This window comes from Massilia sp. R2A-15, from assembly GCF_030704305.1.
Classification (GTDB): Bacteria; Pseudomonadota; Gammaproteobacteria; order Burkholderiales; family Burkholderiaceae_D; genus JAFCUW01.
In genome coordinates this window covers 2257199-2272294 of the sequence record NZ_CP131935.1, presented here as the reverse complement: position 1 = coordinate 2272294, position 15096 = coordinate 2257199, and the positions used below count along the sequence as shown (strand labels likewise).

Below are 15096 nucleotides of genomic sequence, written 5' to 3'. Positions count from 1 at the left end.
ATTCACGGCAACCTGTTCATAGCGCCCATGCAAGTTCTCCTGGTAGAAGACGACGCCGTACTCGCGGACGGACTGGCGCGCACCCTGAAGGGCCACGGCATGCGCGTCGAAGTGCTCGGCAACGGCCTGGAGGCCGACGCGGCGCTGCAGACGTCCGAGGCGGCCGTCGCCGTGCTCGACATCGGCCTGCCCGGCATCGACGGCTTCGAAGTGGTGCGGCGCCTGCGCGCGCGCGGCAGCAGCATGCCGGTGCTGCTCCTGACCGCGCGCGACGCCGTCGAGGATCGCGTGCGCGGCCTCGAGACCGGCGCCGACGACTACCTGGTCAAGCCCTTCGCCACCGCCGAACTGGTGGCGCGCATCAAGGCGCTGGCGCGCCGCAACGCGCCGCCGCCGGCCGTGCTGGCGTTCGGCCAGCTGCGTCTCGACACCGCGGCCCGGCGCGCGCGCATCGGCGAGCGCCAGATCGACCTGTCGGTGCGCGAGTGGGCCGTGCTCGAATACCTGCTGCAGCATGCCGGCCGGGTGGTGTCGAAGCAGCAGATCATCGAGGCGATCCTGCCCTGGGGCGACGACCTGACGCTGAACGCGGTGGAGGTCTATATTTCGCGGCTGCGCCTGAAGATCGCCGACGCCGGCGTGGCGATCCGCACCATCCGCGGCTTCGGCTACATGGTCGAAGCGGGCGCATGACCAGCATCCGCCTGCGGTTGCTCAAGTGGCTGGTCGGCCCTATCCTGCTGATCAACCTGGCCGGCGCCGGGCTGACCTGGCTGCTGGCGTGGACGCCGGCCCAGATGGCCTTCGACCAGGCCATCGCCGACGCCGCGGGCGCCTTGTCCGCGCGAGTGGTGGCGGGCAGGGTCGACCTGCCGGCCCAGGCCGAGCAACTGTTGCGCGGCGACCCTGTCGATGCCGTGTATTTCGTGGTGCGCGGCGCGAATGGCGCGCGGATGGCAGGCGACGCCGACTTCCCCGCACTGCCGCGCGGCGGCGCCGTGGCCGATGCCGTCATGCGCGGTGAACCGGTGCGCATGGCGGCGCGGGTGGCGGCAGACGGCGTCGCGGTGGGCGTGGCAAAAACGGTGCGCCGGCGCGTGCAGCAGCGTTCGGCCATCCTGCAGGCGGTGCTGCCGCTGGTGGCGCTGCTGTCGCTGGCGCTGGCCGGGCTGGTGTGGTTCGCGGTGACGCGCGCGCTGCTGCCGCTGGCGCAGCTGCGCAGCGATCTGAACGGGCGCGGCGCCGGGGACCTGACGCCGGTGGCGACCGACGTGCCGGTCGAGGTCGCGCCGGTGGTCAACGCCTTCAATGGCCTGCTCGACAAGGTGCAGGCCGGGGTGCGCGCCCAGCAGGAATTTGTCGCCGACGTCGCTCACCAGTTGCGCACGCCGCTGGCGGGCATCAAGCTGCAGCTCGAGTGGCTCGATGCGCGCTTGCGCGGCGACGCCGAGGCCCAGCGCTCGATTCGCCTGATGCTGTCAGCCAACGCCCACATGATCCGCCACACCAACCAGTTGCTGTCGCTGGCGCGCGCCGAGCCGAGCCGCTTCGAGAGCAAGCGCCTGGAACGGCTGGACCTGGCCGAACTGGTGACCGGATCGGTGCAGCACTTCGTGGAGCAGGCCGCCGCCAAGGGCATCGATCTGGGCTTCGAACTGGCGCCCGCGCGGGTGGCCGGCGACGCCTTCTTGCTGCGCGACTTGGTCGACAACCTGGTCGATAATGCGCTGCGCTACACTCCGGCCGGCGGCGTGGTGACGGTGCGCTGCGGCGCCGAGGCGGGGCAGGGTGTGCTGGTGGTGGAAGACAGTGGTCCCGGGATCGCTCCCGACCGCCGCGCCAGCGTGTTCGAGCGCTTCGTGCGGCTCGACGAGAGCACCAGCGGCAGCGGCCTGGGCCTGGCGATCGTGCGCGACGTCGCCGCCGCCCATGGCGCCACGGTCGAGATCGGCGAGCGCGCCGGCGGCGGCGCGCTGTTTACGGTGCGCTTTTCAGCCTGAAGCGTTGCGCCGGTTCGGGTTTGTCAGCATTTTGTCAGAATTTCCTCAGGGTAATGTCAGCTTCATCGATTATTATCCATGGGAAACAAACCCACTCCCGCACACGAGGTTGACCATGAAACCACGCAACAACGGCTTCTCCCTGATCGAAGTGATGATCGCGGTGGCGATCATCGGCCTGCTGATGGGCGTGGCGCTGCCATCCTACAACGACTACGTGCTGCGCGGCCGCCTGACCGAAGCCTACTCGGCGCTGGCGACGGTGCAGCCGAATGCCGAGCAGTTCTGGGCCAACACCCGCAGCTACGCCAGCTTCGACACCAGTTCCGGTGTGTTCCCGGCCGCCACGCCGAATTTCACCTACGCACTGTCGGGCGCCACCCAGACCGCCTACACGGTCACCGCGACCGGCCGCGCCCGGGCCGCCGGCTTCGTCTACACCATCGACCAGCAAGGCAACCGCGCGACCACGGCGGTACCGGCCGGCTGGACCACCAGTACGACGTGCTGGGTCGACCGCCGGAACGGCCAATGCTCCCAATAAGCTTTCGCCGGCCCGCCGGCTTCACCCTGGTCGAGACGATGGTCGCGCTGGTCATCGCCGGCTTCCTGCTCGCAGTCGGCATCCCGTCGATGTCGAACTGGCTGCTGTCCAACAAGGCGGCTTCGGCGAACGAGTTCTACATGGAAGGTTTCCGCCTGGCGCGCCAGCAGGCGATCAGCCATAACACCGCCAGCCGCCTGCTTCTGACGGCCAACGCCACCAACGGCCAGCTCGACTGGCAGGTCGACATCTGCTTTCCGACGTCAAGTGCGCCATGCGTGGAGGGCAGCGAGAACTGGTCGACCCCGGCCGCCCCCGCGGCCAACGATCCGGAAGGCGCCAACGGCTTCAGGTCGGTGCTGCGCTCGGCCGCCAACCTGCCGCCGGTCAGCGTGATCGCGCCGACCCTGCTGCCGGACGGGGCCTATTACGTGTTCTACACGGCGCTCGGCTGGGTCGACACGAACTACCCGGCGCGCGTGACCCGGCTCGAGCTGGCGCCCGCGCCGGCCTACGCCGGGCGCGTGCGCACCAGCGCCATCGCCGTGACCCTGGGCGGCATGCCCACCCGCTGCGATCCTTCCGTTGCCGTCACCGACTCCAGGGCCTGCCCACCATGAACAATAAGCAAAGCGGCGTCGCCCTACTCGAGGCGGTGATCGCCACTCTGATCCTGGCGATCGGCCTGCTGGGCGCGATCGGCCTGCAGGCGCGCGCCTACTCGGTTCTGTCCGACGCCGGCATGCGCGCCGAGGCCACCATCGCCAGCGACAAGCTGATCGGCATGATGACGGTCGACCAGGCCAACCTCGCGTCGTACGCGTATGCCGGCAGCGGCACCCCGAGCTCGGCGCTGAACGCCTGGTACACCGAAACGCGCAGCAATATTCCCAACGCGGCGATCACGGTGACGGTCACGCCGGTCGCCCTGACCCGCCGCACCACCGTCAACGTCAGGATCGGCTGGACCCGCAAGACGGGCGGCCAGCCGAGCTGGCATACGGTCACTTCCTACATCGCGCAGTCATCATGAAAACATTCCGATCGCCTGCGCCGGCACGCGGCTTCTCGCTGGTGGAACTGATGATCAGCATCGTCATCGGCCTGCTTGCGCTGGTGTTCGCCACTCGCCTGGTCGCCAATGCCGAAGTGAACAAGCAGGCCGCCGTGGGCAGTTCCGACTCGATGCAGAACGGGATGCTCGGCCTGTTTTCCATCGAGAAGGACCTGTCGCAGGCCGGTTGGGGCCTGAACGACCCTCTGATCAACGGCTGCGACACGGTATTCTCGGATGCCAATGGCTACGCCTTGCTGGGCGTGACGCGCAACAGCGTGGCCGTCACGCCGCTGACGGCGGCGGTGATCCAGTCGAACGGCGCCAATCCGGACGTCATCGCGATCTACTCGGGGAGCGCGATGAGCAATACCGGCATGCTGCGCGTGGCGAGTAACTATGCGGCCAGCTCGGGCTCGATCGACGTCGACCGCAATCCTTATGGCTTCACCGGCACCGACGAGGTCGCCGCCGGCGGCGATGTGATCCTGGTGGCGCCCGAGCTGCCGGGCGCCTCGAAGTGCGCGCTGGCGCAGGTGTCGCACGCCGACGCGCCTGCCGCCCAGGGCGGCCAGAACAAGATCGTGGTCGCGTCCGGCGGCAACAATCGCTTCAATTCGGGCAGCCTCGGCGTGGCCTTCAACAGCCTGCAGGCGCGCCTGTTCAACCTGGGGCCGGCCTCGCAGCTGTCGCTCCACACCTGGTCGCTCAGCCGCGGCTTCCTGCAGCTGCGCGCCACCAACCTGGCCGGCGCCAGCCGCGCGCCGGCCACGGTGATCGACAATGTGGTCTCGCTCAAGGCGCAGTACGGGCTGGACAAACGCGCCTCGTTCCTGCCGGAGCAGGGGATGACGGTGACGCAGTGGTCGAACACGGTCGGCGACGCCGACGGCGACGGCGTGGAAAACCAGGCCGACTACCAGCGCGTGGCGGCGATCCGCGTTGCGGTGGTGGCGCGCAGCCGCACGCCCGAGAAGCCCAATGGCAGCGGCGTGTGCACCGCCACGCCGGCCCTGCCGACGGTGTTCGGTTCGATCAGCGTCAACGTCGCCGTCACGGGCGACACGGTCGACTGGAAGTGCTACCGCTACCGCAGTTTCGAAACGATTGTGCCGATCCGTAATTCGGCATGGAGGCCGACGCCATGATCCTGCGCACCCAGACGCAGCAACGGGGACTGGCGTTGCCGGTCATGCTGATCATCCTGGTGGTGATGCTGATCAGCAGCGCCTACCTGCTCAAGTCGAGCAACTCGACCACGATGACGACCTCGAACCTGGCCTACGAATCGGCGCTGAACAAGGCCGCCGACCTGGGCCTGCTGACCGGCTTCGAATGGCTCAGCGCGACGGCCACCAGCAACAAGGTCGCGCTAGACGCCAACAGCAGCGACAACGGCTACGTCGCCACCTTCGACACCACCCAGAACGTGCGCTCCGACGGCTTCTGGTCCGGCAAGCGCACACTCACCACGGCCGACGGCCTGACCATCGACTACGTGATCCATCGCATGTGCTCGCAGGCGGCGGCCTATAACGCCGGCAGCAACCGCTGCCTGCAGACCACGCCCAACCCGTCCAACCTGGGCAGTTCGGTCGCGCTCGGCAGCAGCCTGTCGTCGACCGCGCTGGCGCTGGCCGGTTCGCCCCAGCTGCACTACATCATCACCGCGCGCATTGCCGGCCCGCGCGGGGGCAACGTCATCAACCAGCTCGCCGTCCTGATCGGCGCCTGATCGCGCATCGACTACAGCTACCTTCGATTGGAACGACCATGAAAATCAACCATTGTCTCGGCGCGCTGGCGCTGCTGGCCACGGCGCTGCTGGGCGGGCCGGCGCAGGCGGCGCAGACCAGCATCGCCCAGGTGCCCTTGCTGAACATGACCGGCACCGGCACGGTCAAGCCAAACCTGATGCTGTTGTTCGACAATTCCGGCTCGATGGATTGGGCCTTCCTGCCCGATTCGGTCGGTTACGGAAGCACCTACCAGTGCCGCACGGCCGCCACCCTGGCCGCGGGCGCCTCCCTGTGCTCGCCGGGCCATCCGCCATTCATGAGTCCGGACTTCAACAAGCAGTATTACAATCCGGCCATCCGTTACCAGGTGCCGATCAAGTCCGATGGCAGCTATTACCCGCAAATGACCGCGGCCAATACCAGCAACTGGACCGCGGTCACCGGCGACGGCTTCAACGCCCACAAGACCGACCTGGCCGGCGCCTCGGCCAGCACGGTCAACCTGGCCACCGGTTTCCCCGACCTGAAGTGGTGCACCTCGACCAGCGGCACCAGCTGCCAGGTCAACACCGCGGCCTACACCTATCCGGACGGCGTCTACAATTCGCCGATCACGATCAACAGCAATCCCTACTATTACACCATCGAGGTCGCGCAGTACTGTTCCGACAAGAACCTGACGAACTGCGTCTCGACCAGTGTCGGCGCCGCCGCCCCGACCGGCTATCCGTATCCGGCCAAGGTGCGCTGGTGCGACACGGTCAACCTGACCAACTGCCAGGCCAAGCAAGTCGGCAACTTCAAGTACCCGTCGTTCTCGACCCCGTTGGGCGCCCAAGTGGCGTTCGGGACCATCGCGGTGCGCCGTTCGACCAGCGCGAGCTCGATGACCATCACCAGCGTCACCATTCCGGACCCGTCGACCCAGCGCACCATCACCAACGGCACCATCACCGCGGCCACCGGCGTCGATACCGCGTTGAAGCAGCAAACCGTCGCCAGCGCGATCGCCGCGTCGATCAACGCCAAGTCCGGCCTGACCAACCAGTACTGGGCCTGCGTGCGCACGCCGGTCGGTACCACCAACGTCTCGCCGTGCTCGAGCTACGGCATCACGCTGGCGTCAGATAACATCGTCGCCGTTATTCCGATCTTCTGCAATCCGTCGACCAAGTCGGCGACCAACTGCAGCGTGCTGACCGACGCATCGCGGAACGGCTGGGGCATCACCGTCAACGCGCCGACCGTTACCGTCACGCCGGCGGTGGCGCCCGTGCCCGCGACTGCCCTGGTGCAGGTCAGCGGCACCACCGGCGGCGGCGGCACCACCCCGTCGCTCGCCTCGATCACCTGGGGCGGGACCACGGTCGGCTCCAGCATCAGTCTGGGCAAGAACTCGAACGCGGCCACCGCGGTCAGCAAGATCGTCGGTGCGATCGGCACCGGCGGCACCATCACTGCCTACGTGGGCGGCAACAACGTCACGCCCGCCTGCGCAGCCAAGAGCAATACCTGGCTGTGCCTGGTCCATACCGCTGCGACCTCCAACGTGGGCACGCCTTCGTTCGGCTCGGTGACCAACGCCGGCACCATCGCGTTCGCGCCGTCGGCCGGCACTGGCTACTCCGCCGGCAGTGCGGCGGTGACCGACTCGATCGCGACCGACGTGGCGGCCATCACCGGCGGTTCCGCCGCGGCCAGCACCTTCCGCCGCGTCGATATCCTCAACAACGGCTCAACCTACCCGCGCGCCGTCGCCCGCACCGATTGCGTGACCACGGCCGGCGTCTGCACCTTTACCGAAGAAATGGTCAATTTCGCCAACTGGTTCGCCTACTACAAGACGCGCATCCAGATGGCCAAGTCGGCAGTGGGGCAGGCGTTCGCTCCGGTATCTGGCAACTACCGGGTCGGGCTGGCGCGCATGTCGAACGTGGGAGCCGGCGGCGCAATCGACCTGGTGCCGGCCGATTTCGCCGGCACCGCGCGCGACAACTGGTACACCACTTTCTACGCCACCACCACGAGCGGCTCGACCCCGACCCGCCCGTCGATCGACAACGTCGGGCGCATGTATGCCAACCTGTCGCCGTACAACTACCCGGCCGGCAGCGAGGTGGTCCAGTATCCGTGCCAGCAGAACTTCATTCTCCTGACCACCGACGGCTACTGGAACGGCGGCTCGAGCTCGAACGTCTCCAACAACGACAACGTCGAAAACGCCAGCCGCTTCTGCACGGCCGGCCGCGGCTGCGTCGATACCCGTACTCAGTCCCCCGAGTCGCTGGCCGACGTTACCCTGCACTGGTACAACGGCGGTTCGAGCACCGGCACGGTATCGCTGCGCCCGGGTCTCGAAGACATGACCAAGCCTGGCCTGGTGCCGGCAGGGGCGGGCGAAAACACCCACCTGCACGTGACCACCTTCACCATGGGCCTGGGCATGGACGGCGTCATGAACTACGAGCCGAACTACGACACCGCACCGGCCGTCGGCGGCGACTTCTTCAACCTGATCACCCAGGCCAGCACCGGCTGCCCTTGGAACGGCGGCGGCGCCTACATCTGGCCCGACCCGCAGGTGGGTTCCTCCGCCAACACCGTGCAGGAACGGGTGGACGACCTGTGGCATGCGGCGATCAATGGGCACGGCAAGTACTTCAGCGCCAACGATCCGGCCTCGGTGCAGGCCGGCCTGGCCGAAGCGATCTCGAACATTTCGGTCCGCGTGGGCGCCGCGTCGGCCGCGGCGACGTCGACGCCGAACATCTCGCAGCAGGACAACGACATCTTCTCGGACGTGTTCACCACCGGTAAATGGTATGGCGAACTGGCCGACAAGAAGATCGACATCGCCACCGGCATCGTCGGCACGACGGCGACCTGGACCACCACCGACAAGCTCGGCCTGACGGTCGGGGCCAGCAGCGATACGCGCACGATCTGGATGCTCGATCCGGCCGGTACCAGGTCGCTCAAGGAGTTCAAGTATTCGGAGATGAGCGCGAGTCCGCTGCTGAAAGGCTGGTTCGACAACAAGTGCACGCTGCTGCCGCAGTGCTCCCTGCTGTCTCAGGCGGACAAGGACGTCGTCAACAATGGCGACAATATCGTCAACTGGCTGCGCGGCCAGCAGCAGTACGCCGACGACCACAAGCTGCGCGCCTACACCATGACCACCCCGGCCACCGGCACGGCGATACCGATCGTGCTGGGCGACATCGCCTCGTCCAAGCCAGCGTTCTTGCGCGGCCCCGACCGCCAGTATTCGACCGCGGGCTACAGCACCTTCAAGTCGGCCAATGCGGGCCGCGCCGCCACCGTGTTCACCGCGGCCAACGACGGCATGCTGCACGCCTTCGACGCGCGCACCGGCGACGAACGCTGGGCCTATGTGCCGCGCATCACGATGAAGAAGCTGTACAGCCAGGCCAGCATCAACTACGGCTTGAACCACCAGTTCACCACCGACGGCTCGCCCGAACTGAACGACGTGCAGATCGGCGGCGTCTGGAAGACCGTGCTGGTGGCCGGCCTGAATGGCGGCGGGCGTGGCTTCTACGCGCTCGATGTGACTGATCCGGCGACGCCGGTGGCGCTGTGGGAACTGTGCGCCGACCCGGCCGTCTGCGCCAAGAACGATCCGGACATCGGCCTGACCTTCGGCAACCCGCAATTCGGCATGTGGCGCGGCCAGTGGGTGGTCTACCTGACTTCCGGCTACAACAACGTGTCCGGCGTCGACGGCGTCAGCGCGCCCGCCTACGCCGGGACTGGCGTGACGCCGGGCGACAACGGCCAGGGCTACCTCTACATCGTCGATATCGCCACCGGCAATGTCCTGAAAAAGGTCTCGACCGGCGCGGGCAGCAAGGCGACGCCGTCCGGCCTGGCCAAGATCACGTCGATCAGCCTGAACCCATTCACCGATCCGGTGACGACCTATATCTATGGCGGCGACAACGATGGCCAGATGTGGCGCTTCGACCTGACCACCGCCGCTCCGGCCGAGGTGCCGGTCGTGAAAATCGGCACCGCCGTTATCTCCGGAACTGTCCAGCCTATCACCACGCGGCCCGAGGTGACGCAATGCGAAGTGGTTGACGTCGTCAACGGCGTGTCGACCCGCCGCGCCCAGCGCGCCGTGATTTTCGGCACCGGCCGCCTGCTCGACCTGTCCGACACCAGCACCACCGGGACCCAGTCGCTGTACATGGTGAAGGATACCGGCAGCCCGATCGCCAACATCCGCAGCGCATCGATGGTTCAGCAGACCTTGAGCCTGCAGGGTTCGAGCAGCAATACCAACACCTACGCCATCACCAACAACGCCGTCAACCTGTCGACCAAGGACGGCTGGTACGTCGACTGGACCCTGAATCCCGGCGAGCGCATGAATCTCGACCCGCAGATTGTCGCCGGCGGCGTCAACGTGGTCACCACCATGCCGACGTCCTCGTCGTCCTGTTCGGTGGGCGGCTCGAGCAATGTGTACCAGTTCAATGTCTGCACCGGCGCCGCGGTGGCGTCCAATTCCGTGGCCGGCGGCACACTGTCGACCAACTCGGCGGCGGTGGGCTTCATCATCGTGCGCCTGCCGTCCGGCACGATCAAGATGATCACGACGACCGCCAGCGGTAACAACATCACGACCAATGTGACCCCGCCAAGCTCGATGGAGGCGCGCAAGACCGGCTGGCGCCGCGTCAGCGGGGAGTAGCGTGTTCGTGCCGGGCGGTGCGCGCCCGGCACGGAAATTTCACACGGAAGGGCGCGGAATCGGTAAAATCGAGGGTTTTCTGTTTCCAGGGCCAATGCAAGGGCTCGATTATGTCCAACGATTCCGACACCCCCAATACCGAACTGCCCGACGCCGCTCCAGCCGAGCAGTCTTCCGACGGTTCGCGCAAGCTGCCGGCGACGATCGCGCGTGAAGTCGCGCGCCGCCGCACCTTCGGCATCATCTCCCACCCCGACGCCGGCAAGACCACGCTGACCGAAAAGCTGCTGCTGTTCTCGGGCGCGATCCAGATGGCCGGCACGGTCAAGGCCAGGAAGAGCGGCCGCCACGCGACCTCGGACTGGATGGAGATCGAGAAGCAGCGCGGCATTTCGGTGGCGTCGTCGGTGATGCAGTTCGAGCATCGCGACCACGTCATCAACCTGCTCGACACCCCGGGCCACCAGGACTTCTCGGAAGACACCTACCGGGTGCTGACCGCGGTCGACTCGGCCCTGATGGTGATCGACGCGGCCAAGGGCGTCGAGGCGCAGACGATCAAGCTGCTGGCCGTGTGCCGCATGCGCAACACGCCGATCGTCACCTTCATGAACAAGATGGACCGCGAGACGCGCGATCCGCTCGAACTGCTCGACGAACTCGAATCCGTGCTGAAGATCGAGTGCGCGCCGGTGACCTGGCCGATCGGCATGGGCAAGAACTTCCGCGGCGTGTACCACCTGCTGCGCGACGAGATCATGCTGTTCAAGGCGGGCGAGGAAAAGGCCGACGGCGCCTACGAGATCGTCAAGGGCATCGACAATCCGCGCCTGCAGGCCATGTTCCCGCTCGAGATCGAGCAGCTCAAGATGGAAGTGGAGCTGGTGCATGGCGCCTCGCATCCGTTCGACCTGGAGCGCTTCCTGGCCGGCATCCAGACTCCGGTGTTCTTCGGTTCCGCGATCAACAACTTCGGCGTGCGCGAGATCCTGTCGGCGCTGGTGGACTGGGCGCCGGCCCCGCGCGGGCGCGACGCGTCGGTGCGGGTGGTGGCGCCGACCGAGCAGCCGTTCACCGGCTTCGTCTTCAAGATCCAGGCCAACATGGACCCGGCGCACCGCGACCGCATCGCCTTCCTGCGCGTGTGCTCGGGACGCTTCGAGCGCGGCATGAAGGTCAAGCACCTGCGCCTCGGGCGCGAGATCAAGGTCTCGTCCGTGGTGACGTTCATGGCCTCGTCGCGCGAGCAGGTCGAGGAAGCCTACGCCGGCGACATCATCGGCTTGCCGAACCACGGCAACATGCAGATCGGCGACAGCTTCTCGGAAGGCGAGATGCTGGCGTTTACCGGCATTCCATACTTCGCGCCGGACTTCTTCCGCTCGGTGCGCATCCGCAATCCGCTGAAGATCAAGCAGCTGCACAAGGGCTTGCAGCAGCTGGGCGAAGAGGGCGCGGTGCAGGTGTTCAAGCCGGTGCAGGGCGCCGAGCTGATCCTGGGCGCGGTCGGCGTGCTGCAGTTCGAAGTGGTGGCCAGCCGCCTGCTCAACGAGTACGGCGTGGACGCGGTGTTCGAAGGCTCGAGCATCAGCAGCGCGCGCTGGGTCAGCGGCGACAAGCGGGTGCTGGCGGACTTCGAAGCGGCGCTGGGCCACAACGTCGCCTACGACGCGGCCGGCAATCTGGCCTACCTGGCCACCTCCAACGTCAACCTGCGCCTGACCGAGGAACGCTGGCCGAAGCTGACCTTCCACGCCACGCGCGAGCACGCGGCCAAGCTGGGGTAATGCGGCTTTGGGGTCGGGTCCCGCAGACCCGGCCCCATGTTGTTTTTCAGCGCAGCGGCGTAATCGAGGTAATCGATTGCGTGCTGGCGCTGCCGTCGGGCGCGCTCACGCGCAGCTGCACCGGATACCAGGAATGGCCCGGCGCCAGCCATACATCGAGCCTGGCCTGGCCGGGCTGCACCAACTGCATCAGGTGCACGCTGGCGATTTCGCCGAGCGGCGTGTCGAGGTTTTCGGGTCCGACGACCTGGAAGCGCACCGTACCCGCCGCGCCGCTGCCGGCGACAAAGAACTCCATCACATCCTTCACCTGCATCGGTTCAGCCAGCCCGATCCCGGACAGCAGCATCAGCACCGAGGCCCGGTCCTGGCCGTCGCCGGCAAGGTTTCCGGCGCCGCGCGCGAAGCGCACCTGCGATTTAGCCCAGTCGAAGGCGGTCACCGCGTCGGTCCCGCCGCTGCCGCTGATTTCGCGCGCCTCCAGCGGCGCGAAGCCGGCGTCGGTCAGCTGGCCGCGGCTTTGCAGCGTGCCGGTCACCCCCTGCATCGACATCTGGTAATCGCTTTGCGTGACACGCCATTCGAGCTGCGCGGCGCCTGCCGCGGCGGGCGCCTGGCCGGGCGCGCTGCGGGTCACCGCGTACGCCAGCAATGCGCTCGGGGGCAGCTGCACCGCCTGGCGCCCGGGCACGTGCTGGGCCGCGCTGTCGTCGTTGTCCGGCACAGCGCTCCAGCCGGCGGCCGAGGGCGCGGCGGCCGGAGCGGGCGTAATCGGCGCCGGCGCGGAGCCGGTCGATCGGATCGGAGGAGGGGGCGCATGTGGCGCTGGCGGGGACGGCGCGGGTGCGGCTTGCAGCCTGACCGACAGGGCGGCCGGCGCCGCAGGGCTGCCGCGCAGGTCGACACGGCCGAACAGCAGCACCGCGGCGTGGAGCAGCGCCGATGCTGCGCACAGCGCCAGCAGGCGCTTCTCGCGCGCGATGAGCCCGAAGATTTTCATGGCGCTAGTGTAGCCGCCACGCTCAAGGCTTGTCACGTCGGCCTGGCGGGGCGCCCGAGCAGCGCGGCGTCGACGATGGCGCCGATCCAGCACGCGATCATCACCCAGATCGCCATCGTCATCATGGGCGAATCGATGCCGCTGTGCTCCAGCCGGGCGCCGATCGCCACCGGATCGAACGCCAGGGCGCCCGACTGCACCAGGCCGACCATCTCGCTGACCTGGCCGGCCACCTTCCCGAGAAAATACAGCACCGCCGCCGCGGCGGGCAGCAGGAAGGCCAGCGCGCGCGCCGGGCGCTTGAGGTAGAAATGCCCGGCGCCGGGAAACACCAGGGCCGACAGCAGCGCGGCAATGACCGATCGATTCATCCATTTCCTCTTTTTTGCCGGCGCCCGGCCCGCCTTGACGGCGCGCAAACCGGCCGGGCGCGATGGGGGTAAATTGGCCTGTGCGTGTTGGAAATATTGCATACGCACATCAGACACCATGACCGCCATCATACCCGCGCGCGAACTCGGGCGCGCGCCGATTCGCTGAACCGGGAGGTGATATCTTGAAGATCCAGTTTGCCCCGGGCCGCCTCGCTCGCCTGCCTGGAAGCTGCCAGGAGATGCTGTCGAAGCTGCGCATCGGCCCCAAATTGCTGCTCGCGCCGGGCGCCGTGCTGCTGCTGCTGATCATGCTGTCGGCCGGCGCCTATTATGCGATGGTGCGCCAGAACCGCTCGCTCGACACCATCGTGCAGCAGCGCGCGGCCCACCTGCGCGACACCGCCAGCCTGGTGCAGGCGGCCCAGCACGCCCACACCGAGATCTACCAGCTGCTTTCCTGGATGAGCGCCAGTTTTTCGGCGGCGCGCGTGGACGCGCTGGCGCGCGACATCAACCAGCGCCACGCCGGCATCGGGCGCCAGTTCGCCGCGCTGGCCGCCGTGACCGAGCGCGGCAGCGTCGAGCGGCGCCTGGTGGAGCAGGCCAACGCCGCCCACATGGCCTACCTGAAGGCGGTGCGCGACGTGATCGACCTGGCCCGGCCCGACCAGTCCACCAGCACCAGCGCGATGTCCAAGGCCGAGCGCGCGTTCGAGGTGGTGGCGCTGCGCCTGGGCGAGCTGTCGCGCCTCGAGCAGGAGTTGAGCGAACAGGCGTCGGACAGCGCCGCCGCCGATTTCCGCGTCATGGCGGCGGTGATGCCGCTGGTGGTAGCGCTGTCGATCGCGCTGTCGCTGGCGATCACGATGGCGGTGCGGCGCTCGCTGCTGCGCGAGATCACCGATATCGGCGACGCCGCGGTGGATCTGGCCAGCGGCAACCTGCTGGTGCGCGAACGCCGCTACGGCAACGATGAAATCTCCGAAACCTCGCGCGTGCTCGACACCAGCATCCGCAACCTGAACGCGACGCTCAAGGGCATCTTCGAAGCGGCGCGCTCGATCGACAGCGCCTCGCGCCAGATGGCGCGCGGGAACGCCGACCTGTCGAGCCGCACCGAGGCGCAGGCCTGCTCGCTGCAGCAGACCGCCAGCTCGATGGAGGAGCTCAACGCCGTGGTGAGCCAGAACGCCCGCAGCGCCCAGGTGGCCAACCAGCTGGCCGCTAGCGCATCGAACGTGGCCACGCGCGGCAGCGACCTGGTCGAGCGCCTGGTCGGCACCATGCGCTCGATCAAGGGCAGCTCGGCCAAGGTGGCGACCATCGCCTGCCGCATCGACCGCATCGCCAACGAGACCGGCATGCTGGCGCTGAACGCGGCGGTGGAGGCCGGGCGCGCGGGCGACCACGGGCGCGGCTTCGCCCAGGTAGCGTCGGAAGTGCGCACGCTGGCGCAGGAAGCGGCGACGGCGGCGCGCGAGATCAGGGAACTGGTGGCGCTGTCGGTGGCGGAGATCGATGGCGGCAGCGCGTCGGTGCAGGAGGCGGGGCACAGCATGGCCGACATTGCCACGTCGGTGCAGCAGGTGGGTTCGATCATCAGCGCGATCAGCCACGCCAGCGCCGAACAGGCGACCGGCATCCTGGAAGTGAGCCAGGCGATCGTGCAGATGGATCAGATGACGCAGCAGAACTCGGCGTTGGTCACCGAGGCCGCGGCGGCGGCAGAAAGCCTGCAGCGCCAGGCCGTGAGCCTGGCGCGCGCCGTCGCCGGATTTTCCCTCGACGATGCGGCGCTGCTGCCGCTGCCGCCGGCCGTGCGGGCCGGGGCGGTAGGACGCAGGCCGCACCTGCGGCTCGCGTCCAAGCGAGCATGAG

General features: G+C 67.8%; 12 protein-coding genes. 10 read left to right on the top strand and 2 right to left on the bottom strand.

Annotated elements, in window-relative coordinates:
* Window positions 1-27 precede the first annotated feature (27 nt).
* The 9 genes from Q4S45_RS10360 (at window position 28) to Q4S45_RS10320 (ending at window position 11844) form a co-directional block, all read left to right on the top strand.
* Window positions 28-693: a response regulator transcription factor gene (locus Q4S45_RS10360; RefSeq protein WP_305511615.1), complete on the top strand. Its 666-nt coding sequence runs from the start codon at window positions 28-30 to the stop codon at window positions 691-693.
* A complete protein-coding gene (locus Q4S45_RS10355; protein ID WP_305511613.1) occupies window positions 690-2000 on the top strand; it encodes a sensor histidine kinase in 1311 nt (436 codons plus the stop codon). Before Q4S45_RS10360 ends, Q4S45_RS10355 begins: the two co-directional genes overlap by 4 nt.
* Window positions 2001-2115: 115 nt before the next feature.
* Window positions 2116-2544, top strand: a complete 429-nt coding sequence (locus tag Q4S45_RS10350) for a type IV pilin protein (RefSeq protein ID WP_305511611.1) — start codon at window positions 2116-2118, stop codon at window positions 2542-2544.
* Window positions 2532-3164 (top strand): Tfp pilus assembly protein FimT/FimU, encoded by a 633-nt coding sequence (locus tag Q4S45_RS10345; RefSeq protein ID WP_305511600.1) that lies wholly within the window; start codon window positions 2532-2534, stop codon window positions 3162-3164. Before Q4S45_RS10350 ends, Q4S45_RS10345 begins: the two co-directional genes overlap by 13 nt.
* Complete coding sequence (locus tag Q4S45_RS10340) at window positions 3161-3577, top strand: prepilin-type N-terminal cleavage/methylation domain-containing protein (protein WP_305511595.1); 417 nt, start codon at window positions 3161-3163, stop codon at window positions 3575-3577. The genes Q4S45_RS10345 and Q4S45_RS10340 overlap by 4 nt, the downstream gene beginning before the upstream one ends.
* Window positions 3574-4746, top strand: a complete 1173-nt coding sequence (locus Q4S45_RS10335) for a PilW family protein (protein WP_305511593.1) — start codon at window positions 3574-3576, stop codon at window positions 4744-4746. Before Q4S45_RS10340 ends, Q4S45_RS10335 begins: the two co-directional genes overlap by 4 nt.
* Window positions 4743-5333 carry a hypothetical protein gene (locus Q4S45_RS10330; RefSeq protein ID WP_305511592.1) on the top strand — a complete coding sequence of 197 codons (591 nt, stop codon included), beginning with the start codon at window positions 4743-4745 and terminating at the stop codon, window positions 5331-5333. The genes Q4S45_RS10335 and Q4S45_RS10330 overlap by 4 nt, the downstream gene beginning before the upstream one ends.
* A gap of 38 nt (window positions 5334-5371) precedes the next feature.
* The gene (locus Q4S45_RS10325; RefSeq protein WP_305511590.1) at window positions 5372-10057 is read left to right on the top strand and encodes a pilus assembly protein; all 4686 of its coding nucleotides are present in this window, start codon (window positions 5372-5374) and stop codon (window positions 10055-10057) included.
* 110 nt (window positions 10058-10167) lie between these two features.
* Entirely contained in the window at window positions 10168-11844 is a 1677-nt protein-coding gene (locus Q4S45_RS10320) for a peptide chain release factor 3 (protein ID WP_305511588.1), read from the top strand.
* A 46-nt stretch (window positions 11845-11890) separates the two neighbouring features.
* Here Q4S45_RS10320 and Q4S45_RS10315 read toward each other — a convergent pair whose 3' ends face one another.
* Both Q4S45_RS10315 and Q4S45_RS10310 read right to left on the bottom strand, forming a co-directional pair.
* On the bottom strand, window positions 11891-12844 hold the full coding sequence (locus Q4S45_RS10315) for a DUF3108 domain-containing protein (RefSeq protein ID WP_305511586.1): 954 nt from the start codon (window positions 12842-12844) through the stop codon (window positions 11891-11893).
* A gap of 32 nt (window positions 12845-12876) precedes the next feature.
* Window positions 12877-13215 carry a DUF6677 family protein gene (locus Q4S45_RS10310; protein WP_305511584.1) on the bottom strand — a complete coding sequence of 113 codons (339 nt, stop codon included), beginning with the start codon at window positions 13213-13215 and terminating at the stop codon, window positions 12877-12879.
* Between the two features lie 185 nt (window positions 13216-13400).
* On the opposite strand from Q4S45_RS10310, the gene Q4S45_RS10305 reads away from it, so the two are divergent.
* Window positions 13401-15095: a methyl-accepting chemotaxis protein gene (locus tag Q4S45_RS10305; protein WP_305511582.1), complete on the top strand. Its 1695-nt coding sequence runs from the start codon at window positions 13401-13403 to the stop codon at window positions 15093-15095.
* Window position 15096 lies beyond the last annotated feature (1 nt).